The organism is Vibrio phycocola, assembly GCF_053850235.1.
Map to the genome: position 1 here is coordinate 1 of NZ_JBSQDJ010000008.1, position 23,601 is coordinate 23,601.

Sequence of the window (23,601 nt, forward strand, 5' to 3'; positions counted from 1 at the left end):
TATTTTGCTTGGAGTCGTTTGTCGCGTTCTTTCTTGTTATCGGTCTCTCGATAGAGGAGCCATCGCTTAATCGAACTACGACAAATGAAAGCTTTAGTTGCAGCTAAAGCCTGGGTCTCACTTTACCCTAAACTGGGAATAAGGTGTTCTTAGGTGGGTTTATTGTCCATACAAGGCGTTTAAACGGAACTAAAACAGTGGGTTACGTTGCGCTTCGCTCCACATTTTAACCCACTATTTTAGTCCGCTTAACGCGGCGTTATACATCATAAATAGAGAGTGTGCATATGGAATGGATTGCTGACAATAAAGATTGGCTTTTTAGTGGAATTGCTATTGCCATACCGCTTGCAATCATTGGTTGGTTTATTTCGTCCCGAAAAAATAAGCAAATCCAAAAAGGCGGAGATAACTCAACTAATATTCAAGTTGGTGGAAACCTCAATTTAGGTGGTAAAAAGGATGCTGAGTAAACAGAGCCAAAAAGGCGGAGATAACTCTACCAATATTCAAGCTGAAAATATGGTCATGCAAGTCGGGATAGATGAAAAGCGTGCTCGTGAAGTTTTTCAGGAAATGAATCTGCAATTAAGAAGAGAATATACTCAAGAAGCATTAGATATTGCTAATGCTAGAGTGACTGAATTTGAAAATAGCCTTATGCCTAAAATGGAACAAGTTGATGGTGCGTTAGAGGCTTTTGCAGATCCAAGTTTTCAATTGTTAGTTGTTGAGGCGCAAAAAACAGCAGCCTCAACGGAAAGACCAGCAGATTACGATTTACTATCCGAGTTACTGGTGCATAGGTTTCAAAAAGGAGATAACCGTATTGCTAGAGCTGGTATTAGTGTAGCCGTAGATATTGTCGATAAGATTTCTGATGAGGCACTACTCGGTTTAACTGTTGCTCATGCAGTCGGTAGCTTTTTTCCTGTTGCAGGTGATGTTTATCAAGGCCTGGATGTGCTAAATGATTTGTTTGGAAAGATTATGTATGGGAATCTACCAAATGGCCAAGAGTGGCTGGATCACTTAGATATATTGAGTGCTGTAAGGCTAAGTACATTCGGTCAACTTAAAAAAATTCAACAGTTCTATCCAGAAACACTATCAGGGTATATTGATGTTGGTATTGAGAAAAATTCAGATAATCATAAGAAAGCTGTCGAGATTTTAAATGTAAATAACTTACCTCTAGGTTTACTTGTAGACCATAGTTTCAACTCAAGCTTTCAGAGGTTGCCAATCTCGAACAGACAACAAATTAAATCTTTAACCTTACAACAGCAGTTTTTACACCAAGGCCAATTAATTCTTACACCAGTGAGATTATCTCAAGAACAGGTGGATGCGATTAATTCCGTATATGATCTTTATTCAAACGATGGAAATCAGAAACAAAAAAATATCGATTCATTCATGGTTCAATGGGATAAAAGAGCTAATTTAAAGGTTTTAAAAGACTGGTGGGATAATATTCCAATGATATTGAACATCACATCCGCAGGTAAAGTCCTAGCCCATTCTAATGCTCAGAGGTGTGACAATAAACTTCCACCAATGAGCTAATGATGCATAACAAGGCCATTAAGTCGGATTCGTAACAGCTTGCTCGGTTCCGCTTCGCTACACATTCTAGCAAGCTATTACTCACCGATTGTGGCGGCGTTATATTTACTTATTAAGGTTCAGCATGAAAGTTACAACTGATGAATTAGCTAGCATACTTGCTGGCGGTGATAGCTATATAAGAACTAAGGATAATGTGGTTAAGGGGCTTGCAATCACTACTCAGAAGAACCCTGAAGCCCCTGAAATTATCGTTGTCGGAAAAGGTCCTCGAATTGTTAGAAATGCTCAATTATTCTTAGAGTGTCAGAGACATGTACCTGTATATGTAAAACAAGCTACAAATCAATGGGAATTTATGGGTAACTATAAAGCAGACAACTATCTTCAAGACTCTGCAACAATAGAGAAATATCGTCGACATAGAAGTGCCGAAGATATTGATGGTATTTTATTCCTAAGCACAGATTTTACAGAAGACGTCATTGTTCAGCCTCGAACTGTCATTGACAATGAGACCAAGAAGAAAGTTGAGTTATCTGCGATCAACACTGTAATTTCGCATTTTGAGTCTAAAGGTTACCAAGTGTTTGACCGTCAAAAAGATAATTGTGGTTACGACCTATTAGCTGAAAAAGGAAATAATGTTTTAAAGCTTGAAGTAAAAGGAACTTCCTCAGAAAAGCAACGATTCTTTTTATCAAGAAATGAACAGGCTAAATCAGTAGATCCTCTATGGCGCTTGGCCATCGTTACATCTGCTCTATTTTCCCCTCATCTAGAAGTACTAAATACCGAAGAAATGGAGTCGAGATTCAATTTTAGTGCTATGTGCTGGGAATGTACGTTACCGTAAATATAACAAGCACTTTAAACCGGAACAAAAACAGTTGGCTAAGTTTCGCTTCGTTCCACAATTTTAGCCAACAATTTTTGTCCGCTTAAGTGGGCGTTATATGAATGAGGGCTTAAGATGCAACTTGCAGTTCGAGAAAAATTTGAAAGCTACCCCGAACATGCAAAAAGCATATTGCTGGAACTTCGTTCGTTGGTGCTCGACATTGTTCATGAGCATAATTTAGGTGAGGTGGAAGAAACTCTTAAATGGGGTGAGCCTAGTTATCTGGTAAAAACAGGTAGTACGGTACGCTTTGACTGGAAACAGAAATCACCAGAGAGTTACTTTATATATTTTAATTGTAAAACCAAACTTGTAGATACTTTTCGGGAACTATATTCAAATGATCTCGAATTTCAGGGAAACAGAGCAATTGTGTTGCGGCTCAGCGAACCTATGCCTACAACCATATTACGGCATTGTATTGAGCTTTCGCTTAAATATAAAAAAGTTAGGCATTTACCATTATTAGGGGCTTAGCTTTAGTGGCTAATACAGGCGATGATAGCTACTTTCTTGGGCTTTCTAGCCGCGACGAGTCGATGATAAGTCTCCTTAAAAACGGGATTGGACTGTATTGCGGACATCATCGCCATGTACAAAACAGTTCGAACCTGATGATGTCCTCCTTGGGTTTTCTTATGGACTTTGAAGCACCCACTTTCTTTTATCGCTGTGCGAGCTCGCTCCCTTGAGGCCCTCTTTATACGGTGAAATAACGGACAAATTAGTTGACACTAACGTCAATTCATACGAATATTTACTTGTCCGGTTATAACCCGTACAAATAAATATACTATCAAGACTATTTAATTTTTATTGGAGTCGGCTTGCGAAACCCAATTGCGAGCTGTTATTCATCAAGTAATGGGTGGCCGAGCGCACATGCGCGAGGAGAAGAAATGAGTGCATTAAAAAAAGAGAGAGTTGAATTTCGCCTTTCTGAGAGTGAGAAAAGGACTTTGGAAGAGGCAGCAATACTGTCTAACACTACTGTAAGTAAATTTGTATCTGAAAGTGCGGTATCAAAGGCTCAAAAGGTTGTGGACGAACATAAGCGTCTACAGGTGGAAGCAAGCCAATGGGAATCGGTTATGGACGCCCTTGAGAATCCAGTAGATCCAAACGAGTTAATGCAGGAAATCATTGGTATGTCTATGGAGGAATCTTGGACAGTCAAGATCAAAAAGTAACGGTTGAACGTTTCAACCCAGAAGCAAACTACGACTTTTCACAGTTCAATTGTGGTGTCGAGGTATTGAATGATTATCTCAATAACTCGATGCACAAAGAGAGCGCTAGGAAAATAGCCATTCCTCACCTATGCATTGTGGAGCCTGAGAACGAAAGTGAACCTAAACGAGTTATTGGTTATTTTACTCTGGCTAGTAGCTCGTTTGAGAAAGCGCATCTCACCAATCGTGAACAAAGGCAATTTCCTTACAAAACCGTACCTTGTATCTTATTAAGCAAGATAGCTGTGTGTCAAAGCTCGCAAGGTCAAGGTATAGGCAAGTGGCTTCTTGGTAGGGCAATTCGTCAGGCTTTCTTTGCATCAAGAGATGTAGGCGTATATGCACTATTTTTGCAGTCAAGAGAAGGACGAGAACAGTTCTACCTTGATGCCGGGATGATTCAATCTAAGCTTCAACCAAAGATGTTCATTTTCCCATTGAAACAGTACGAGAACGGATTAAAAACGCAAGTGCTTAGAGCACTCTAATTAAACTCTTTATCGAAAATTGTTTTTGATAACGATAACCAACAGTTCGCGCCTCTCTCGATGCTGAACTCCAATAGGTTAACATTTTAACCTGCCTCTTCGTGATACAACATTTAGCATTGGAATTTAAGCTAACCCACGAAATGGCTTCGTGGGTAGCAACCTCTAACATCCCTAAAACAGCGGATTTATCTTGCGTGATTTTCCTTGAGAATTCATAACCGACTGAAATATATCGTAGGCTTCTAGAACAACGGCTTTTTGGACATTATGACCAAATTTGAAATCCTGCCCATAGATCGTCTCATCCGGAAATTCACTGATTAATTGCAGCGGAACCGGACTGCTTTCTTCCTTTGAAACAATACAAGGGATATTGTTCAAAACCTTAATGCCACGATTCTGGGCATGGAAAGAGAACAAGTCGATCTGCTGTTGGTTAAATTCGACCAGTTGCGGAATCTCTGCTAGACGCTTGGTGAGTTGCCAAAGTAGCTCTCGACCACAATCTTGGTAAATTTCGTCATTAGAGTAGCGTAAAACAAGAAAAAAGCCTTTTGGCAGTGTCCACTTATCAAAACCGGCAGGAATATAGCCAGATAACGGGCGGACCCATTCATGACAAGGATAGCCATGAAGATTAATGTGAAGTTTTACCTGATTGTTTGCAAAAGCCCTTAATCGGATACTGTTTTCATACGCTTGCTCTTTGATGTGAGTATCTAAATCATTTCCCATCGCCGTGTAGCGTGCAGCGTGATGCATGTGATTTGGGTTAGTTTGAAGCAATCGAAGGAAGGTCTCGTAGCCGTCGGGGTTTTCTAATGGTGAAACAAGAAAGTGAGCGGTTGGCCGCGTTGCCAACTTTTTTGCCGCTCTCAGTGCGCCAACAATGCCAGTGGTTTCGTTGGCATGTTGACCACCACTTACCATAACCGGCAGTTCGCTTCCATAATGATAAACCGCATTGATTGGACGGCCTGCTACAGACTGCGCAATGATTCGTTTCCCTTCTATTTCATCGAGAGTTAATGAAATTTGAGAAGACGACAATGGCCGTTGAGCATACTCCAGCTCTTGCCATGGCATTTCCTGATTGCTCTGAGTGTAAGGATCAAGAGACATCTTAATATCATAGTCGCCTTGTTGGCTTACAATGTCCGGGATAACCTGCCCAAACCGAAAAGAGCGATCGTGTGGGGCTTTCCCTGCTCGGTATTTAAACCATTCTTGAATGGTAAAATAGAGGTCTTCATGGAGCGCTTCACTAAGGCTCACATGTTCGTGGACATAGGGCAGTTCTTCGTCAAACATTGGCCCCTGAACGTTGATATTGAGCTCTTCAAACAGTGAAGAACGCCATGAATGATGAGTGATTGCTTGCGTAATCGTCTCAAAAACCTGTTCATAATCGGTGACAATACTTTTGTCTGTGACTCGATTTCCTTGTGGATCGTTTATTCTTACCCAACCACTTGGTGACAGATGTCTATCACAAGTAATACTTTTGTTTACTGAGCTTGGCGCTAACACGTGATGCGTGAACTTCTCGCCAGTTTTCAATACGACATCAATTTCGTAGGTCAGAGAACGAGCTCGGTTTTCAATTAAATTCACTCTATTTAATCCTAGAATTCCACCAAGAGGGTAACTTTCTAGGGCAAAGCGATTAGGTTGACAGTGGTCATTAACGGGATATCGAATATCCAGCTTTTCTAGGTTTCCTTCGTTGATGTCGAGCTCTTCCAAAACGAAGTGCAGTAATGGCTTATAAGCACTTCGTATTTTGGCATTGATACCCGCCATTTGAAGTTGCTTTTCTGCGCTTTGCCGACTTTTCTTGTCGTTAAATACCCAGAGCTCAATCTCATGATTCTGATACTCTGGCTGGCTGTATTGTTGGACGAGCTCAGGCAATGTCGCCTTAATTTTGGTCGATAAAATCAGGCTCATCGCGACGTTTTTCCTGTTGGGTCTAAAGAATCACGAAGCCAGTCACCTAACAGATTCAAGCCCAATACGGTTAATAAAATCGCAAGCCCTGGGAATAAACTTACCCACCATGCGGTTTGAATATAAGTACGGCCATCGGCAAGCATGCCACCCCAACTTGGTGTCAATGGATCAACACCTAACCCGAGGAAGGTTAAACTACTTTCTAGTAAAATATTGTTCGCGACATTTAGCGTCATTAGAACAATCACAGGACCTAAAAGGTTTGGCAGAATGTGGCGAAATATAATCATAAAGTCACTGACCCCAATCGCTTGAGCCGATTGAATGAACTCTCGGTCACGCAACGAAAGTACTGAGCCACGAACTAGGCGGGCATACTGTACCCATTGAGACACAATCAGCAGTATGATCATATTGGTAAGGCTACCGCCAACAATTGCGATAAAGGTAATTGCAAGAAGAATAAATGGTAGGGCAAGCTGAACGTCGGCAAAGCGCATAACGAACATCTCCCAGAATCCTCTGTAGTAGCCAGAAATGAGCCCCATGACGACGCCCAAAATCACAGCACCAACGACAGAAAGAAAACCAACCTGCAGGGAAACTGCGCCGCCTGCGACGACTCGCGCAAGTACATCTCGTCCAAGGGGGTCAGTACCGAAAAGGTGTTCAGTGTGGCTAAATGGCTCTATAAGGCGAGCGGTAAGATTGATTTTGTCAGCCAATCCATCAAAGAGAAAATCGGAGCAAAGGACGAGCACGCACATTGATGCAGTGAGTGCAAAACCCAATACAAACTCAAGACTTTTGAAGACAGAAAAATTGATGCTAGATGCCTTATCAGAGGCCGTTGTTACTTTTGACATGGTCACTACTCCGTTCTGATTCGAGGGTCGATAAGTCCGTAGGCAATATCAACAAGAAGGTTTACACCGACGATAAGCATGGAAAGAATCGTAATTACTGCTTGTAATACGGGGTAGTCACGAGAACTGACCGCTTCAAATGCTAATGTGCCTAGCCCTGGCCAGTTAAATACGCGCTCAATGATGACAATGCCTCCCAGTAAACCGCCAAATTGCAGGCCAAAGTAGGTAATAAGCGGGATGGCACAATTTCTTAGCGCGTGTTTATAGAGAACCGTATTTTCACTTAGGCCTTTCGCTCGGGCGACCATAACGTATTGCGATTGCAATGTTTCCAGCATGGCAGTACGAACCAATCTGACATTGGTGGCTGTTAGGATGATGCCCATAGTGAAAGCCGGCATTAAAAAGCTCGTCCAATCAGACATACCGCTCGGCGGAAGCCATTGCAGCGTGATTGAGAACAGTAGAACCAGCATTAGCGCTAACCAGAAGTTTGGAAATGACAGACCAATCAGAGATAAAATTCGGATGGTTTGGTCAACCCAGGTATTACGTTTGATGGCGGCCTTGATCCCAAGGGGAATCGAAAGAAGGATAGAGACAATCATGACCGCGAAAGCAAGAAAAACAGTTGCGGGAACCGAAGTCGCAATCAGCTGAGAAACCGGCGTACCTCCCATAAAGCTTTTTCCAAAATCACCAACAAATAGCCCTTGGATAAATTCGATATATTGAACAGTAAAGGGTTTGTTGATGCCTAACGCTTCGCGAATATTGACCAAATCTGCTTCAGTAACACTGCCAGCACCTTGTGTCAGCATCAAGGCTGGATCACCGGTTAAACGGATGGCAAATGCCACAAGCAGCGTCACTGAAAACAGGACAAAGATAGCTTGAATTAAGCGCTTAAATATAAATTGAGCCATAGATTTATTCCTTTGGGAAAGAAGGCACGGCAATCCATACCGCGCCTGTAAATCGGTCGTTGTTGTGGTTATTCAACCGTTACTTCATTAAACAGCAGGCGGTTATCCGCAGCTGGTGTGAAGTTCTTAACTTTTTTGGACACACCATAAATGGCATTTAGGCTGTACAACGGCATTTCTAGAGCATGATCAACAGTGTATTTAGCGATCGATTTGAGCATGACTTCACGTTCAGTCTGATCACTGATGGTGCGTTGTTTCTCGAGTAATGCATCCAATTCTGGGTTGTTGTCATATGGGTTCCACTTTTCACCGCTGTGATACATAAAGTACGCGGTATTATCGTAGTCCAGTGTCCATCCTCCCCAAGCTTGCTGGAACATCGCTCCCGTTTTACCCTGTGGAACAATTTCATTGATGAATATGTTCGTTTCGTAAGGTTTGATGCTCGCATTTAATCCAATTATTTGTAGATAACTTGCAATCGCTTGAGAGACTTCGTTAAATGTTGCATTGCCACCGCGAATATCGATTTGCACTTTCGAACCGCTTGGAACACCAGCGTCTTTCAGCAACTGTTTTGCCTTTTCTGGGTCATATGGCAACGGTTTAAGCTCTGAATCATCACCAAATGAAATACGGCTCTGGAAGCTACTGATAGGTTCAGCTTGGCCACCCAGTATCGCGTCAATAATCGTTTGTCTGTCGACACCGTAGATCATTGCTTTACGTACGCGTTCATCAGCAGTAATGCCATGTTGGGTATTAAACCGAAGGGCATAAACGGAAGGACTGGTTGTCGTACTAACCGCAAGCGAGTCGTCTTGCTCAATAGTCGGAAGCATTGAGATCGGAATGATTGGCGGTACGACCATATCAACTCGGCCTGATTGAAGTTCAGCTACCGCGGTAGAGGGCTCTGCAATAAAGCGATAGTTAAGTGCGTCTAACTTTGGAGCGCCACGCCAATGCTGTGCAAATGGTTTTAACGCAACACTGACTTTGGGTTCGTAGGATTCAAGGCTAAACGCGCCTGTCCCAACAGGGTGTGCATTAAAGTACTCTTCACCTTTCTCGGAGATATACTTAGGTGGGACAATCATCGCACCGTAACCCGATAACTTGGTTAACAAAACAGGATCAGGTTGATGAAGATGAAAGTCCACAGTATAGGTATCTATGGTTTCGATACTTTCAATGGCCGCATAATTTGAACGTTGTGGACCTTTCTTACCTTCTTCACCTAGTAGACGTTCAAATGTAAATTTTACTGAGTCTGCATTAAACGCTTCACCATTGTGAAAGGTGACGCCTTCTCGAAGGGAAAATCGAATACGTTTGCCCTCATCGAGTACTTCCCATTTTGTGGCTAACCCAGGTTTGAGTTCAAGGTCTGTATCACGGTATGTCAGGCCGTCAAAGATATTGGTTGCAACGGTAGACCAAGCGATAAGATACGTATCAATAGGATCCCAACTTCCAGGATCTTGAGACGAAGCCACGGTGAGAGTTCCCGCTGAAGCTGTCGATGCGATTGAAATTGACGTCGCTAATAGAAGCGGTTTAATGAGTTTTTTGTGAATACTAAATGTCGTCATAGATTGGATCTCCATTTCCGTTGTAGTTTGTATTGCTGTTTAGTAATCTTGCGCGACAAAGTGTCCCGCTTGATGTTGTTTGTAGGTATGAGCTTCTGGTTCATTGCCGACTTTACGTACCGGGCTAGGAATCTCACCTGTGATTTGAAAGTGATTACGAGCTCGATTGGGGTCTGCCACTGGGACGGCATTGAGTAACTTTTTGGTGTAAGGGTGTTGTGGCGTTTCCAATACTTGTTGTCGGCTGCCAATTTCTGCAATTTGACCCAGATAAAGAACTGCAACACGGTGACTCATCTTTTCCACGACGGCCATATCATGGCTGATAAACAGTAAGGCAATTCCTTGCTCGGCTTGCAGCTCCATCAATAAGTTGATGATTTGAGCCTGAACGGTCACATCAAGAGCAGAGAGTGCTTCATCGGCAATGATCAGTTTTGGATTACAGGCTAGGGCTCGTGCAATGCAAATCCGTTGCCTTTGACCACCAGAAAACTCATGAGGATAACGGCTAGCATGTTCTGCACTTAACCCAACACGCTCTAGCAGTTCTGATACTCGCTTTTTAACCTCAGATGATCGATGCATGATCTTATGAGTGTATATAGGTTCAGCTATTGAAAAACCAACGGTTTTTCTAGGATCGAGTGATGCAAACGGGTCCTGAAAGATGTATTGGATTTCTTGCTTCAATTGTTTTTTACGGGCTCTAGTGAGATGACGCATTAAACGCCCTTTGTAGTAAATGTCGCCTTCGGATAGCGCTTGAAGTTGCTGGATACTGCGTCCAATAGTTGATTTGCCAGAGCCGGACTCCCCAACCAACGCAAGAGTTTCTCCGGGGTAAATACTGAAATTCACTTTTTCAACAGCATGAATGCGGTGAGTCACTCCTTTAAAAAAGTGTCTGTTGATATCAAATCGAACGGCAATATCCTCAACGGTGAGCAGAGGATCGACATCGTAGTTAGCCGTATTCTGAATTTGCTCTTCACCGATAATTTTAGGTGTGTCACCATCCATAACCGCGACTTGGAAGCGTTTTGGGTATTGCTCTCCTGTCATTTCTCCCAGCCTAGGAACCGCAGCGAGTAGCGTTTGTGTGTAAGGGTGTTGAGGGTTGTTAAAAATGGATTGAACCGAACCTTCTTCGACTTTTTTGCCTTTCCACATCACCACGACATCATCAGCAATTTCCGCTACGACACCCATATCGTGGGTGATAAAAATAACCGCCATATCGAGTTCTTTTTGCAGATCAGAAATAATGGCCAAAATCTGAGCTTGAATAGTAACGTCCAGTGCGGTGGTCGGTTCATCTGCAATCAGCAATTTAGGACGGCATGCAAGAGCCATCGCAATCATGACTCGCTGCCTCATTCCTCCGGATAACTGGTGAGGGTAACGAGTGAGCATTTGATTCGCATTGGGTAGTCGAACCATTTCGAGCAATCGTTGGCTGTCTTTTAAAGCTTCTGCTTTGCTCTTGCCTTCGTGTAACTGGATAACTTCGCTGATTTGGTCGCCAATGGTGTATACCGGATTTAGAGACGTCATTGGCTCCTGAAAGATCATCGCAATATCGTTGCCTCTGATATGGCGCATGTCGTCTTGGGAGAGAGATAAAAGGTCGGATGTACCGTTGTCTGAGTTGAACAATATGCGTCCACTAGAGTAGGTAGCTCCAGAGATATCCGCTAATCTCATAATTGACTGAGAAGTAACGGATTTACCAGAGCCAGACTCACCTACAATGGCGAGTGTACGGCCTGACATCACAGAGAAATCGAGGTTTTCTACGACCGTTGATTGACCGAATTTAACCGACAAATTGTCGACGGTAAGAGTTGGAGAGGTGCTGCATTCCATTACAAACGTCCTTTTCAGAGTGTTAGCTGTTGCTGAGGTTATTACTGCTACAGAACAGGTCCTTTTTGTTCTTGATTGCTGCTTGAGCAAAACGGCATGAGTAAGTCTTTCGCCTATAACCATCATCCATAAATTAAGCATGATATCTACTTATAATATTGTATCACCGATAACCTAATGTTATTCTCTGGGAATGAAATTTAGACAAATAGAAGCGTTCCGTTACATCATGCTACGCGGGACAACAGCGGCTGCAGCCGTAGAAATGCATGTAACCCAGCCAGCTGTCAGCCGTTTGATCAAGGATTTAGAAAGCTCGTTAGGCTTTATGTTGTTTGAACGTAGAGGCAATCGGCTGAACCCAACTCTTGAGGCGAGTGAGTTTTTCAAGTCGGTTGAAGAGAGTTTTCTTGGGCTAGAAAAACTCGAATTTTCTGCGCAAAAAATCCGTAGCCGAGAACCGAAAGAGATAACCATAGCAAGTACATCGGCTGTGGCGAGTTCGATATTGCCTCTTGCAGTGAAAGAGCATAAAAAATATTACCCAGAAGAACGTTTCTCAATCTACACCAACTCTGTATCGGAAATTGTTGCCAAGCTACAGTCAAACTCTATTGATCTGGCTGTTGGCCTTGTGGTTCCAGATTTGCCAGGGATAGAGCAAGAAGTCATTGGGCACGCGCGTTATGTGTTTGCCGCACCTTATGTTCATCCCCTTGCCACGAAAGAGGTGATTTGTGTTGAGGATCTCGTTGGGGAGTCGGTTCTCACGGTTGTCGATTCCACTTCAGATTACTGGAGTAAGTTACATAGAATACTTGAGCCTATACAACCCAGTTTGACTCAACATATCTCCATTGATACATCACACACCGCTTATTCTATGATCGCGACTGGGCTTGCTGTCGGTGTTTTGGAGCCTTTTGCAGCGAAAGTATGGGAAGGGTGTGGTGTTGTGACGCGTCCGTTTGAGCCTGCCATCACATACCCTTATGGATTGGCATATCCTACCCACACTCGACATCGTCATTCTTTGAATAAATTTATTGAGTCGCTACGAACTGCAGCCGAAACCATGTCCGAATTTACCCGCTAGTCGTTTGAGATACTTTCCAACTCCTTTCTTACCCAGTCAATCCTAATTGGCTTAGTGTATAACATCCAGTAATTCTCAATACCACTTTATGAGTAGACGTGATGGTGAATATCGGGATGATTATACACATTATTGCCGGATGGGATCGATCTATCTGGCTGGTCACATTAAGGAGTAGAACAATGATCGACTTATGGCCCTTGATTGGTGTAGTCATTATTACAATTGGTTTTGCATTTAGATTAAATACGTTGCTTGTTATATTGGTTGCCGGCTTTGCGACCGGGTTTGTCGCCAAATTAGATGTCATCGAAATTTTATCTATATTAGGTTCGTCGTTTACGAAGAACCGCTACATGTCTTTGTTTATTCTCGTGTTGCCGATGATAGGTTTGTTGGAAAGCTACGGTCTTAGAGAGCGGGCCGAGATACTCATTTCATCGATGCGCAAGGCGACCGTCACTAAAGTTACTCTAAGCTACCTTCTATTGAGAAAAATCACTGTCGCGATTGGTTTGAACCTGGGAGGACACCCTTCAATGATTAGACCTTTAGTTGCTCCTATGGCCGAATCAGCGGCAACGCAAGACAATAAAAACCTTTCAGAAAGCAAACGCATGAGGATCAGAGCTCTTTCCGCTATCAGTGAAAACTTCGGCAACTTTTTTAGTCAGCTCATATTCATTGGCAGTGGTGGTTTACTTCTTATCAAAGGGGTATTAAGTGACAGTGGGTATCCGTTAGAGATCAACGAAATGTATTTTTGGGCGATACCAACAGCCATTGCGTCGATTATCGTATTCTCTGTATTTGCCCATTTAGAAGTGAAACGTATTCAGAAAGCAGAAACGAAATCGGAGGATAAATAATGCTCGAGTATATTTATCAAGCCGTTGGCCTACTGATTATTGTCTTTTCAGTTCAAACTTTTCTAGATAAAACCAATCAAAAACGCATCGGTACAGGTCTTTTTTGGTTAATTTACGGCTCTTCATTGTGTTTTGGTAAGGTTCTTCCAGATTGGTTGGTGGGGCTCATGATTCTGGTTCTTACTCTGCTGGTTACTTTTAAGATGATGGGAAGCAGTAACAGAGGAAAAGTTGATGTAAAACTGCGTAAGCAAAGAGCAGAAACATTAAAAAATCGTCTATTCCTACCTGCATTAGTCATTCCTGTCATTACCATTTCTTGGTCAAAAATGACGGGCACCAGCACTTTAATTGGTCTAGGTATTAGCTTCGGTATCGCTTTATTGGTCGCGTTATTCATTACAAGAGGTAAAGCAACTCAAAGCATTAATGAAGGGCGTCATTTAATCGATTCCATTGGCTGGGCAGTGATTCTCCCTCAATTTCTAGCGGCACTTGGGTATCTGTTTGGTGAAGCGGGTGTTGGAGATACGGTCTCGCAGATTGTGAAAGAGGTAGTACCGAACAACAGTACCTTTGCCTATGTAGTCTGTTATACCTTTGGGATGGCCCTGTTCACGGTCGTTATGGGAAATGCTTTCGCCGCATTTTCAGTGATTACGACTGGTATCGCAGTACCATTGCTGATTATGGAACAATCAGGAAATCCTGCAATTATTGGTGTTATTGGCATGCTTTCAGGTTATTGCGGCACCTTAATGACCCCAATGGCAGCGAACTTTAATATTGTTCCTGCTGCATTACTTGAGCTAAAGAATAAAAACCAGATTATCTACATGCAGTTGCTGCCAGCCTTATGCATGTTGACCATCAATACTTTCCTTATTTACTTTTTAGCGTTCTGAGAAGCATTATGAAAAAGATACTAATCACAGGTTTTGAACCGTTTGGTGACGAAAAAGTAAACCCAGCATTGGAAGCGGTGCGCCGTTTGGAGTCACATGCACTGAATGGAGCGACGATTATTAGCTGCTCGGTACCTGTCGTACACCAGAAATCCATAGACGTAGTGATTGAGGCCATTGAAAAGCACCAACCTGATTATGTAATGACAATCGGTCAAGCAGGCGGGCGAACGGCGATTACTCCTGAGCGAGTTGCCGTCAATATCGATGACTTCAGAATCCCCGACAATGAAGGCAATCAAGTTGTCGATAAGCCAATCGTTGCTCAAGGGCCTGCTGCTTATTTCTCGACCCTGCCGATTAAAGCAATGGTTGATGCAATTCGGGAAAAAGGCATACCTGCGTATGTTTCTGAAAGTGCAGGAACTTATGTTTGTAATCATCTATTTTATGGAGTCCAGCATTTTCTTAATGACCAAGGAATACCACACGGTTTTGTGCATATTCCGTTGATTGCGGAACAGGCGATAAAAGAGAATAAACCGTGCCTATCATTGGAACTTATTGTGGAAGGGTTAGCATGTGCTGCTCAGGTGATCGTTGATAGCGATAGTGATCAAGAGGCTAGGGCTTCGTAGCGATTTTATTGTACTGTCCTTCATTAAGGATATAAGCTGGCATTCTGAGTTGGCGCTCTAATAGGTTGCTGACTCTTGAATGTCTGAGTGTGTCTTTTAAAAGTGAGGCCGAGAATATCTCCTTTCCTGTTTTCTTTTCTTTAAGTTCAACGTGAATCTTAAATGGTTCGCGTGATATTTTGTTCCAAATTTCTACCTTTTATTCTTAGTAATCAATCTGTCAAGTAGCCTTGTACTCTAGATTATTATCACATTTGCATATTCCTAATGATGAAGTTACTCAAAAATAGAGCTAGTATCCTAATAGACGTTAATATTAGTGGTAAGAATGCAATCTCATAGTTAATAGCAGTGCTAAATGGAATAGGGCTCATTGAATGGAATCAAGTAATGCCACATATTTTTTTGAATCGGTTCTCAATTCATTACCAGAACAATTGGCAGTTATCGATGGAGAGGGGCGAATTGTATTTGTAAACCAAAGCTGGATTAATTTCTCATCTCTCAATGGAGGGGGAACGATTGAGTGGACGAATGTTAATTATTTAGAATGCTGCACATCATCTCAAGTCGATAGTGATTTCACTAAGGTAGCCAAAGGAATAAAAGCAATTATCACCACAAATGAAGGCACCTTCACTTATGAATATCCCTGCCATAGTCCGACCGAACAGAGGTGGTTCATTATGAGAATGTCGCCGCTCAACTGGGAAGGTTCACCTTATTTTGTTGTGACTCATCAAGATATCACACAGAGAAAACTCGCTGAGCAAAAAGCGGAAGCGCTTGCTTTGGAAGATGCATTAACTGGAATTGCAAATCGACGTAAGTTTACTGAATTTTCTGATGAGCAGTGGCGTTTTAATATGAGAGAGAAAACACCGCTAGCTGTTGCGATAATCGATATTGATTATTTTAAAAGCCTAAACGACACATATGGGCATGCCTTCGGTGATGAGTGCTTAGTTAAACTGGGCGCGATTCTTAAAGAAATGGTTCGACGTCCAAATGAATTATGTGCTCGTTTAGGTGGTGATGAGTTTATTATCATTTTTGGTAATACAACCTTGCTTCAAGCTAGGCAGCGCACTGAGCAGATATTAAGCTGTATTAATGCGATATCGTTAAATCATAACTCAGATTTTGACTATTCTTTCGCTTTGAAAGTGAGTATAGGCTGTGCGTCGCTCGTTCCCACTCAAGAGACTTCATTAGAAAACTTGATTAATAAAGCTGATATTAACTTATATCGGGCGAAGCAGAGCGGAAGAAATAAGTTTGTGAGTTGAGCTATCTAAAATTTATGTTCACTAACATTCGACACTATGTGGCTTATTTTCCTAACAATTGGTTGCATTAGTTGGATAAGGACATGATTTTGAAACGCTTAGTGATGCTTGTCTTAAATATCACTGATAATCTCAATATCGCATTTGATACGTATTCTTTGAATTGCTATGTGTTAAATCATCATGGTGTTTGATAACATTTACCAGATTAATCGTTAGTCGGTATTTAGAGCTAGCTGTTAGCGCCATAAATGAATAATAAATTAAGGAAATCAAAACAATGAGAAAATTTGTAATATTAGCGTTGTCTGCCCTCATGCTTCTTTCATCAAATGCTTTTGCAAGAAATGATGTGAAGGAGTATCCACTCAAGGCGGCTATGGAATCTGCAAATGCTGAGGCGAAATTGGGTTCAGATATTTCTTTTTATTTTGGTGACCAACGCCATGGTAAGATCAAACAGAATTTTGGTGAATTTAAAACCAATAAAAAAACCAATGCCTTTAATAAATCAGATAGCGAGGCTTGTAATTGGGCATTCCTTTCAGCAATGATTACTCTGAAAGATAGAGCATTAAAAGAAGGTGGGAATGCGGTTATAGAAATTAAATCGAACTATAAAAATAACCTTGTGTCCAGTTCTGAAACTTTCCAATGTGGAGCGGGAAATGTCATAGCTGGTGTTGCGTTGACAGGAAAAGTAGTGACGCTTAAGTAATGTATACCTTGCTAGAATTTAAAAAACTCTAGCCTAAGAGTCATTGAATTCTAAATAATGAGCCATAAATGCGAATCGCGTTTGTGGCTTTATTTTATGAATACTGCTTTACCCATAGTTTGGTGCTTGTTTGTAAGCGCTTAACTTCGATTCCCAGAGTAATCGATCGTATTACTATCCACGATTCAAAAGTGAGAAAGACAAAACAAACAAGGCATTAACTTTTTTAACAACGAAAATATGGAGCGATAAGTGTATACTCTTTTTTTTCAAAAAAATGCCAGAAGGAATTACTATGAAAGCGGTTAATCTTGGTCTCGTACTTATCTTGTCATTGTTTGTTGGACTGACAACTGTACCTACAGATGCTTATGCAGCATCAACGAAAGAAACGGCAGAGAAAAAACTCCAATCAACGGAAAAGAGCACCAAATCCTCGACAAAAAGTACTAAATCTACGACAAAAAGTACGAGCTCGAATAAATCGACAAACTCAACAAAAAAGAGTACGAAATCTACAACTAAATCTACTGCTTCGAAGTCACCAAAAAAAGCACCATCAAAACCTATTAATATAAATACTGCGAATGAAGCATTATTAATTCAACTTCCTGGTGTTGGACCTGCGACTGCTAAGGCCATTATTAAACATCGTAAGGCTAATGGTAAATTCAAGAAAGCGAATGACTTACTCAATGTAAAAGGCATTGGTGACAAAACATTTAAGAAAATGAAGTCATATGTAAAAATTTAGAGTATTCGCACTGGTATTACGTTGATTGATATTATGCATTCTTGTTTTTCGAGCAATGAGTGTTTATCCATTTCAGCGTGAGTTTCTAAATTATTTCGTTACATTTTATATTATAATGCCTTAATATTAACGATATAAATCATGGGTAAGAGAGTAGAGTTATGGATTTTAAACAAACGTATATGTATTTCTTTGCATGGGCTGCTTTTCTGGGATTAGTTGCACCATTTACCGTTCTATTTCTCGCTATAACCAGTTAATAGCGCGTGTTTCTGATGGCAACAATATTGCTATCGAATAATGACATAATGCGTCCAAATGGGCGCATTTTTTATTTCTCTTAAGCCGTTTAGCCGTGTAAATGTCTTTACTTCAAGATATCTGATGGAATCGACGAAGAACTCTGATAAAATATTTGAACTTCTTCATGTTTAAAAAGGTTCCACAATGCGCGTACTATTGGTCGCTTTACTCTCTGCTCTTACATCACTGTCGTCTTTTGCGGCTGATTTACCCGACCTTAAAGGAAAGGAAATACATGCAGTTACGGAAAATGCATACACACCTCTGAATTTTACCGATCCAAAAACAGGCAAAGGTGTTGGCTGGGAGTACGATGCATTCAACGAGATCGCAAAGCGTTTAAATGCGAAAGTGGTCTGGAATTTGAGCAGTTGGGAAACCATGATTCAAGCGGTTCGTACTGGTCAATATGATGTCGGTATGGACGGTATTACGATCAATGAAGAGCGCAAAAGCCAAATCGACTTTTCTGATTCATACATGGTTTCACAACAATTTATGTTAGTACGAGCTGATGAAGCTGGTTTTACCGACGCAAAAACATTTGCGGAGAACGATAAAAACCTAGTGGGAGCTCAACCAGCAACAACAAACTTCTATGTTGCGGTATACGATATACTTGATGGTAATGAAGCTAACCCAAGAATTAAACTATTTGAAACCTTTGGTGCATCAGTTCAAGCGCTGATCTCTGGTGACGTTGATACGGTACTGATGGATGCGACTTCTGCACAAGGTTACATTGGAGCAAACCCAGGTAAATTGAAGGTTATCGGTGACGCACTGGGTACAGAAGAGTTTGGATTTATTTTCACACCGGGTTCCGATCTTGTTGAACCTGTAAATGCGGCTATTGCATCGATGAAAGAAGATGGCACGCTAGAGCGTCTAAATCAGAAATGGTTTTTTGACTACAACCAATAATTGCTGTTCGCTTTATAGGTTGAATTTACCAATATGAGACAGACTAAACCTTCAGGGTTTTCACGCCTGCCATGGTGGCTGCTCACGGCCACCTTATTATGTATTTTATTTGCTTGGCAGATGGTTGCGGATGAAGGGTATCGAACCATTCTCTCGGCACTATTTGATGGCGTTGGGGTTACGTTATTCGTTTCTTTGGTCGCGTTTGCGTTAGCAACACTGCTTGGGCTTGTGTTTGCTATCATGCGGGTATCTAACCATCGTGTTGTTCGTGAAGTTGCCACCTTCTATATTGAAGTTGTACGAGGTATTCCAATGCTCGTACTGCTGTTTTATATTGCCTTCGTTGGAGCCCCGCAGTTAGTTGGTTTTGCGAACTGGCTGTTTACTTATCCTATTGAATGGCAATGGCTGTCATCGTTTACGGTCCGTGACTTTGATTTTACGTGGCGGGCTATTTTTGCCTTAATGATTGGCTATAGTGCTTTTATTGCTGAAATTTTCCGAGCGGGAATCGAAGCCGTAAGTCGTGGGCAAGTTGAAGCGGCGCAAGCATTGGGGTTGTCACGTTGGCAGGCGTTTCGTCTTGTGGTGTGGCCTCAAGCATTTCGTACGATTCTACCTCCATTGGGTAATGACTTTGTGGCGATGATTAAAGATTCGGCACTAGTGAGTGCATTGGGTGTTCAAGATATTACCCAGTTGGGTAAAGTGTATTCGTCCTCAACTTTCTTATTTTTTGAAACCTATAACATGGTCGCTTTTTTATACTTAGTGATGACCATAATGTTGTCGCTGATGGTCAAATGGCTTGAACATTGGTTGAAAGTAGAACGGTAATTGTTTTATTCGTATTAATGAGTTAGTTAGCTTAAACAGAACAGCCACACTGTATTGATAACAGTGTGGCTGTTTTTTTAGGTTACTTGGGTATAGAAGTTAGGCTACTTCGTTTAATTCTGCATTCCCCAGAAACTCTGCTTCCATCGCGCCATCAAATGGTTTGTTATAACGGTTTATGTAGTCACTAATAAATTGTTCGTCAAGAGACGCTTGAACGTAAATCGCTTGCTGAACCCTCTCCCCAATCACTGAAGCAAAGCGATGTTGCACTCCACTTTCTCCCGATTCGAATGTGGCAACACGATCAATGTTCACGCCCATTTTTTCACGCAACTGTTGGGCAAGTTCATATGCAGAAAGTGTTGATTCAATACGATATAAGTAGCCATCTTCGATTTTCTGGCGAGCCCAGTAATCTTGCTCATTAAAATCGACAGTCGTGCGAGAAATAAACACGGCGGTGCTGTGATAATGGCATGGCTCAATTTTAACCGGAGTGTGTTTGAACTCTGGCTGACCAGAAAAATTATCGGTATGTGGGGCTATTAAATCACAAGGTTTTGAGTTTTTTGCTGTGGTATTGTTCCAATGTATTGGCATAAAGAGCTGATTTGGTAACACATCTTCGGTCAGTTCTGCTCTCGCCACACACAAACCCTGCTGATTCGATATCTCAACAATCTGGCGGTCTTTTATCCCAAACTTTTTCGCGCTATCTGGGTGAATCTGTACATACGGCTCAGATTTATGGTCACCAAGTCTTGCTGACAGTCCCGTCCTCGACATGGTATGCCACTGATCTCGAGCTCGGCCACTATTGAGCAATAGTGAGTGCTCGGCACTGGTGCTAGCAATTGGTGCTGAGTGCTTAACAGATATAAAGTTAGCTTTGCGATCGGCAGTAAAAAACCGTCCGTCACTAAATAAGCGTTGATTGACAATGTCAGTTTGCAGCTCGGTGACTGGCCACTGTTGTGGGGACAATTGGCTATAACCTTTGTCATCTAATTGAGTTAAGCCAATCAACGAGAAATCGCGTTCTCCTTGGGTATTTCCATGTGCTGAAAGCTGAGCGTATTCGCGGAAAACCTCGCCTTCGTGACGAAAGTTAAAGGCATCGGTGAACCCCATTTTTTGGCCAACTTGACTGATGATCCACCAATCTGGTTTTGCCATACCTGGGCTTGGCATCAGCTTACGTTGGCGCGAGATTCGTCGTTCTGAATTAGTAACAGTGCCGGATTTTTCGCTCCACCCTTGGGCGGGCAATACGAGATCGGCCAAGCGCGTGGTTTCGGTATCTGCAATACAGTCAGATACCACTACAAATGGGCAGGTTTCTAACGCTTGTCGTATTTTGTCGGTATTTGGTAAGCTGACCATCGGATTGGTTGCCATTACCCATACGGCTTTGATTTTGCCTTCGGCCATCGCATCAAACATATCAACGGCTTTTAAACCTGCTGAGGTAGCGAGATTCTCTGTGCCCCAAAACTCACTGATCAGATCAAGATGGTGTGGGTTTTCGAATTCCATGTGCGAGGCAAGAGTGTTTGCGAGTGCGCCCACTTCACGGCCACCCATCGCATTCGGTTGACCTGTAATTGAGAATGGTCCCATGCCTTCTTTACCGATCTTCTCGGTGGCAAGGTGACAATTAATAATGCTGTTTACTTTATCGGATCCCGTGCTTGATTGATTCACTCCTTGTGAATACACAGTAATGACTTTATCTGTGTTGGCAAAACTGTGATAGAAGCTTTCCAACTGCTCACTTGAAAGTCCGGTAATGGTTTCAATATCAGATTCTTGTTTTGCAGACTCCAGTGCCTGATCGAAATTGTTGGTATAAGAGTCGATATAAGCTTGATTAAGGTGATTGTTATCTGCGAGGTAATTGAGTAAGCCATTAAACAGGGCGACATCAGAGCCTGAATTTAACGCTAGATGATCGTCGGCAATCGCACAGGTATCAGTAGCACGAGGATCAACGACAATCACTTTTAAGTTTGGATTGGCTTGCTTTGCACTACGAAGCCGTTGGAAGATAACAGGGTGACACCAAGCGAGATTTGAACCAACCAAAATTACGAGATCAGATTGCTCCATATCTTCGTAACACACTGGTACGGTATCCGACCCGAAGGCGCGTTTGTATCCCACAACCGCCGACGCCATACAAAGGCGAGAATTACTATCAATGTTCGCGGTACCCATAAACCCTTTTATAAGTTTATTGGCGAGGTAATAGTCTTCTGTTAGCAGTTGGCCCGATACATAGAATGCGACAGAGTCGGGTCCGTGTTCTTCTATAGTTTTAGAGAATTTATCCGCGACCATTTGTGTCGCTTCATCCCAGCCTAGATCTCTACCACCTGAAACACTGTAATCAATAGGTGACAGCAGGCGTCCATCATGGATCACGGTATCACCTAGAGCAATGCCTTTAGTGCATAATTTTCCGTAGTTTGCAGGGTGGCTTTTATCACCTCTGATCTCCAACTCACCGGACATTTTCGGGCGGGCTTCAACACCACATCCTACTCCACAATAGGCGCATGTTGTTTTGATCCATCCATCGTTTGATTGTGTCACGGCTCAACTCCAAATTTCTTAAACTATTACTAATAAGTGGTATGTAGCAACTTATGAACCAACTTGGTATAAATTTGAAAGTATAATATTTTTATTATTTAAAACAGATAGTTAAATATCGATCTACCCCTAAAGTGGTAGGTGGTATTTTACTATATTACCCATATTAGTTACTGCATTTGCACCATTAGTGAGTTTTTTGCACTATCAAGGCTCATTTTTAGGTAACTTTGCTTTTAATTTTCACTGGTTCTTACTTTTTAATTTTAAAGGTTTTGAGTTATCTATTTGTTAAATAAGTTAATTTTTATTTATTGTGCATGATTTTGTGATCTGGGCACCACTCTTGCATTTCTCGAAATGGAAATTATGAGTTGAAATGTAGGACCCGATTATGAATACAAATCACAACCACGCAGTTTCAGTGACTCGCCCTGGGGTGGTTACGCTTGTTGGCGCTGGCCCCGGAGACCCCGATCTATTAACCGTTAAAGCACTGCGAGTTATTCAGCAGGCAAAATTGATAGTGTTTGATAACCTGGTTAGTGATGAAATCCAAGCTCTCTTTCCTGCAAATGCAAAAAAGCTGTATGTCGGAAAAGCAAAAGGGCAGCACAGTTCAACTCAAGATGAAATTAACAATATCTTAATTAAGTATTCATTATCGGGTGTCGATGTCTGCCGAGTAAAAGGTGGTGACTCTTTTGTCTTTGGTCGCGGGGGAGAGGAGATGCTCTTACTTGCTCAAAAAGGCATAGCTGTTGATGTTGTTCCGGGGATAACTGCCGCATCGGGTTGCACCAGTTATTCACAGATACCTCTCACTCATCGAGGCCTTGCCCAAGGCTGCACGTTTATTACAGCACATGCGGACAAGAAACTTGAGATTAATTGGCCCGCATTAGCAACATTGAATCAAACCTTAGTTATCTATATGGGGCTTAGTAAAACAGACATGATTTCTAAGCAGCTTATTAGAGGAGGGATGGATCCTGAAACTCCAGTCGCATTTCTTGAGAATGGATGCACGCCAAAACAACGAACGTTTACCGGACAGCTCAAGCAATTGACTGAACTTAAGCAGCAGCACGACATTCAATCACCTGCACTTATTGTGATTGGTAAGGTTGTGTCGGTTGCGAGCCAGATGCAATGGCTTGAACAATTATCTGAACGTTCGGATGTGTCGGTAAAAACGGAATATAACCTAAGAATGTCCGCCTAAGTTAGACGTGAAAAACGCACAGACATTGGTTTAT

Annotated in this window: 22 protein-coding genes and 1 pseudogene; 16 read left to right on the forward strand and 7 right to left on the reverse strand. The window is 42.0% G+C overall.

Annotated elements, in window-relative coordinates:
• The first annotated feature begins 287 nt into the window (after positions 1-287).
• The 4 genes from ACWU4D_RS12500 (at position 288) to ACWU4D_RS12515 (ending at position 2,947) form a co-directional block, all read left to right on the forward strand.
• Entirely contained in the window at positions 288-473 is a 186-nt protein-coding gene (locus tag ACWU4D_RS12500) for a hypothetical protein (RefSeq protein ID WP_456051771.1), read from the forward strand.
• Positions 463-1,569, forward strand: coding sequence for an LPO_1073/Vpar_1526 family protein (locus tag ACWU4D_RS12505; RefSeq protein WP_456051772.1), 1,107 nt, complete (start codon positions 463-465; stop codon positions 1,567-1,569). Before ACWU4D_RS12500 ends, ACWU4D_RS12505 begins: the two co-directional genes overlap by 11 nt.
• A gap of 124 nt (positions 1,570-1,693) precedes the next feature.
• Positions 1,694-2,425 carry a protein NO VEIN domain-containing protein gene (locus ACWU4D_RS12510; protein WP_456051773.1) on the forward strand — a complete coding sequence of 244 codons (732 nt, stop codon included), beginning with the start codon at positions 1,694-1,696 and terminating at the stop codon, positions 2,423-2,425.
• A gap of 117 nt (positions 2,426-2,542) precedes the next feature.
• The gene (locus tag ACWU4D_RS12515; protein ID WP_456051774.1) at positions 2,543-2,947 is read left to right on the forward strand and encodes a DUF1801 domain-containing protein; all 405 of its coding nucleotides are present in this window, start codon (positions 2,543-2,545) and stop codon (positions 2,945-2,947) included.
• A gap of 11 nt (positions 2,948-2,958) precedes the next feature.
• Here the strand turns inward: ACWU4D_RS12515 and ACWU4D_RS12520 are convergent.
• Positions 2,959-3,135, reverse strand: a pseudogene (locus ACWU4D_RS12520) (transposase); the annotation flags it as partial.
• 234 nt (positions 3,136-3,369) lie between these two features.
• On the opposite strand from ACWU4D_RS12520, the gene ACWU4D_RS12525 reads away from it, so the two are divergent.
• Together ACWU4D_RS12525 and ACWU4D_RS12530 are read left to right on the forward strand one after the other, a co-directional pair.
• The gene (locus tag ACWU4D_RS12525; protein WP_456051775.1) at positions 3,370-3,660 is read left to right on the forward strand and encodes a type II toxin-antitoxin system TacA family antitoxin; all 291 of its coding nucleotides are present in this window, start codon (positions 3,370-3,372) and stop codon (positions 3,658-3,660) included.
• On the forward strand, positions 3,636-4,190 hold the full coding sequence (locus ACWU4D_RS12530; protein ID WP_456051776.1) for a GNAT family N-acetyltransferase: 555 nt from the start codon (positions 3,636-3,638) through the stop codon (positions 4,188-4,190). Before ACWU4D_RS12525 ends, ACWU4D_RS12530 begins: the two co-directional genes overlap by 25 nt.
• A 174-nt stretch (positions 4,191-4,364) precedes the next feature.
• Here ACWU4D_RS12530 and ACWU4D_RS12535 read toward each other — a convergent pair whose 3' ends face one another.
• The 5 genes from ACWU4D_RS12535 to ACWU4D_RS12555 form a co-directional block, all read right to left on the reverse strand.
• The gene (locus tag ACWU4D_RS12535) at positions 4,365-6,143 is read right to left on the reverse strand and encodes a M14 family zinc carboxypeptidase (protein WP_456051777.1); all 1,779 of its coding nucleotides are present in this window, start codon (positions 6,141-6,143) and stop codon (positions 4,365-4,367) included.
• A complete protein-coding gene (locus ACWU4D_RS12540) occupies positions 6,140-7,012 on the reverse strand; it encodes an ABC transporter permease (protein WP_456051778.1) in 873 nt (290 codons plus the stop codon). The genes ACWU4D_RS12535 and ACWU4D_RS12540 overlap by 4 nt, the downstream gene beginning before the upstream one ends.
• Before the next feature lie 5 nt (positions 7,013-7,017).
• Entirely contained in the window at positions 7,018-7,941 is a 924-nt protein-coding gene (locus ACWU4D_RS12545; RefSeq protein WP_456051779.1) for an ABC transporter permease, read from the reverse strand.
• Between the two features lie 68 nt (positions 7,942-8,009).
• Complete coding sequence (locus ACWU4D_RS12550; protein WP_456051780.1) at positions 8,010-9,539, reverse strand: ABC transporter substrate-binding protein; 1,530 nt, start codon at positions 9,537-9,539, stop codon at positions 8,010-8,012.
• 39 nt (positions 9,540-9,578) lie between these two features.
• Positions 9,579-11,408 (reverse strand): ABC transporter ATP-binding protein, encoded by a 1,830-nt coding sequence (locus ACWU4D_RS12555; protein ID WP_456051781.1) that lies wholly within the window; start codon positions 11,406-11,408, stop codon positions 9,579-9,581.
• A gap of 193 nt (positions 11,409-11,601) precedes the next feature.
• Here ACWU4D_RS12555 and ACWU4D_RS12560 point away from each other — a divergent pair, with 193 nt between their 5' ends.
• The 9 genes from ACWU4D_RS12560 to ACWU4D_RS12600 all read left to right on the forward strand — a co-directional run bounded on the left by ACWU4D_RS12560 (position 11,602) and on the right by ACWU4D_RS12600 (position 19,744).
• Positions 11,602-12,504, forward strand: a complete 903-nt coding sequence (locus ACWU4D_RS12560; protein WP_456051782.1) for a LysR family transcriptional regulator — start codon at positions 11,602-11,604, stop codon at positions 12,502-12,504.
• A gap of 182 nt (positions 12,505-12,686) precedes the next feature.
• Positions 12,687-13,373, forward strand: a complete 687-nt coding sequence (locus ACWU4D_RS12565; RefSeq protein WP_456051783.1) for a DUF969 domain-containing protein — start codon at positions 12,687-12,689, stop codon at positions 13,371-13,373.
• Complete coding sequence (locus tag ACWU4D_RS12570) at positions 13,373-14,278, forward strand: DUF979 domain-containing protein (protein ID WP_456051784.1); 906 nt, start codon at positions 13,373-13,375, stop codon at positions 14,276-14,278. Before ACWU4D_RS12565 ends, ACWU4D_RS12570 begins: the two co-directional genes overlap by 1 nt.
• A gap of 8 nt (positions 14,279-14,286) precedes the next feature.
• A complete protein-coding gene (pcp, locus tag ACWU4D_RS12575; protein WP_456051785.1) occupies positions 14,287-14,916 on the forward strand; it encodes a pyroglutamyl-peptidase I in 630 nt (209 codons plus the stop codon).
• Positions 14,917-15,293: 377 nt separating this feature from the next.
• Positions 15,294-16,205, forward strand: a complete 912-nt coding sequence (locus ACWU4D_RS12580; RefSeq protein WP_456051786.1) for a diguanylate cyclase — start codon at positions 15,294-15,296, stop codon at positions 16,203-16,205.
• Between the two features lie 280 nt (positions 16,206-16,485).
• The gene (locus tag ACWU4D_RS12585; protein WP_456051980.1) at positions 16,486-16,923 is read left to right on the forward strand and encodes an excinuclease; all 438 of its coding nucleotides are present in this window, start codon (positions 16,486-16,488) and stop codon (positions 16,921-16,923) included.
• 295 nt (positions 16,924-17,218) lie between these two features.
• Positions 17,219-17,677: a ComEA family DNA-binding protein gene (locus tag ACWU4D_RS12590; protein WP_456051787.1), complete on the forward strand. Its 459-nt coding sequence runs from the start codon at positions 17,219-17,221 to the stop codon at positions 17,675-17,677.
• A 447-nt stretch (positions 17,678-18,124) separates the two neighbouring features.
• Positions 18,125-18,904 (forward strand): transporter substrate-binding domain-containing protein, encoded by a 780-nt coding sequence (locus ACWU4D_RS12595; protein ID WP_456051788.1) that lies wholly within the window; start codon positions 18,125-18,127, stop codon positions 18,902-18,904.
• A 33-nt stretch (positions 18,905-18,937) separates the two neighbouring features.
• Positions 18,938-19,744, forward strand: coding sequence for an amino acid ABC transporter permease (locus ACWU4D_RS12600; protein WP_456051789.1), 807 nt, complete (start codon positions 18,938-18,940; stop codon positions 19,742-19,744).
• A gap of 99 nt (positions 19,745-19,843) precedes the next feature.
• Here ACWU4D_RS12600 and ACWU4D_RS12605 read toward each other — a convergent pair whose 3' ends face one another.
• Positions 19,844-22,342, reverse strand: coding sequence for a molybdopterin oxidoreductase family protein (locus ACWU4D_RS12605; RefSeq protein ID WP_456051790.1), 2,499 nt, complete (start codon positions 22,340-22,342; stop codon positions 19,844-19,846).
• 394 nt (positions 22,343-22,736) lie between these two features.
• On the opposite strand from ACWU4D_RS12605, the gene cobA reads away from it, so the two are divergent.
• On the forward strand, positions 22,737-23,567 hold the full coding sequence (gene cobA / locus ACWU4D_RS12610) for a uroporphyrinogen-III C-methyltransferase (protein ID WP_456051791.1): 831 nt from the start codon (positions 22,737-22,739) through the stop codon (positions 23,565-23,567).
• Positions 23,568-23,601 lie beyond the last annotated feature (34 nt).

Bases quoted from the DNA above. Each gene is read 5' to 3' on its own strand.
- ACWU4D_RS12525 (WP_456051775.1), top strand. From the start codon at position 3,370: ATGAGTGCATTAAAAAAAGAGAGAGTTGAATTTCGCCTTTCTGAGAGT.
- ACWU4D_RS12535 (WP_456051777.1), bottom strand. From the start codon at position 6,143: ATGAGCCTGATTTTATCGACCAAAATTAAGGCGACATTGCCTGAGCTC.
- ACWU4D_RS12565 (WP_456051783.1), top strand. From the start codon at position 12,687: ATGATCGACTTATGGCCCTTGATTGGTGTAGTCATTATTACAATTGGT.
- ACWU4D_RS12550 (WP_456051780.1), bottom strand. From the start codon at position 9,539: ATGACGACATTTAGTATTCACAAAAAACTCATTAAACCGCTTCTATTA.
- ACWU4D_RS12570 (WP_456051784.1), top strand. From the start codon at position 13,373: ATGCTCGAGTATATTTATCAAGCCGTTGGCCTACTGATTATTGTCTTT.
- pcp (WP_456051785.1), top strand. From the start codon at position 14,287: ATGAAAAAGATACTAATCACAGGTTTTGAACCGTTTGGTGACGAAAAA.
- ACWU4D_RS12585 (WP_456051980.1), top strand. From the start codon at position 16,486: ATGAGAAAATTTGTAATATTAGCGTTGTCTGCCCTCATGCTTCTTTCA.
- ACWU4D_RS12590 (WP_456051787.1), top strand. From the start codon at position 17,219: ATGAAAGCGGTTAATCTTGGTCTCGTACTTATCTTGTCATTGTTTGTT.
- ACWU4D_RS12540 (WP_456051778.1), bottom strand. From the start codon at position 7,012: ATGTCAAAAGTAACAACGGCCTCTGATAAGGCATCTAGCATCAATTTT.
- ACWU4D_RS12510 (WP_456051773.1), top strand. From the start codon at position 1,694: ATGAAAGTTACAACTGATGAATTAGCTAGCATACTTGCTGGCGGTGAT.
- ACWU4D_RS12515 (WP_456051774.1), top strand. From the start codon at position 2,543: ATGCAACTTGCAGTTCGAGAAAAATTTGAAAGCTACCCCGAACATGCA.
- ACWU4D_RS12545 (WP_456051779.1), bottom strand. From the start codon at position 7,941: ATGGCTCAATTTATATTTAAGCGCTTAATTCAAGCTATCTTTGTCCTG.
- ACWU4D_RS12505 (WP_456051772.1), top strand. From the start codon at position 463: ATGCTGAGTAAACAGAGCCAAAAAGGCGGAGATAACTCTACCAATATT.
- ACWU4D_RS12560 (WP_456051782.1), top strand. From the start codon at position 11,602: ATGAAATTTAGACAAATAGAAGCGTTCCGTTACATCATGCTACGCGGG.
- cobA (WP_456051791.1), top strand. From the start codon at position 22,737: ATGAATACAAATCACAACCACGCAGTTTCAGTGACTCGCCCTGGGGTG.
- ACWU4D_RS12580 (WP_456051786.1), top strand. From the start codon at position 15,294: ATGGAATCAAGTAATGCCACATATTTTTTTGAATCGGTTCTCAATTCA.
- ACWU4D_RS12600 (WP_456051789.1), top strand. From the start codon at position 18,938: ATGAGACAGACTAAACCTTCAGGGTTTTCACGCCTGCCATGGTGGCTG.
- ACWU4D_RS12595 (WP_456051788.1), top strand. From the start codon at position 18,125: ATGCGCGTACTATTGGTCGCTTTACTCTCTGCTCTTACATCACTGTCG.
- ACWU4D_RS12500 (WP_456051771.1), top strand. From the start codon at position 288: ATGGAATGGATTGCTGACAATAAAGATTGGCTTTTTAGTGGAATTGCT.
- ACWU4D_RS12555 (WP_456051781.1), bottom strand. From the start codon at position 11,408: ATGGAATGCAGCACCTCTCCAACTCTTACCGTCGACAATTTGTCGGTT.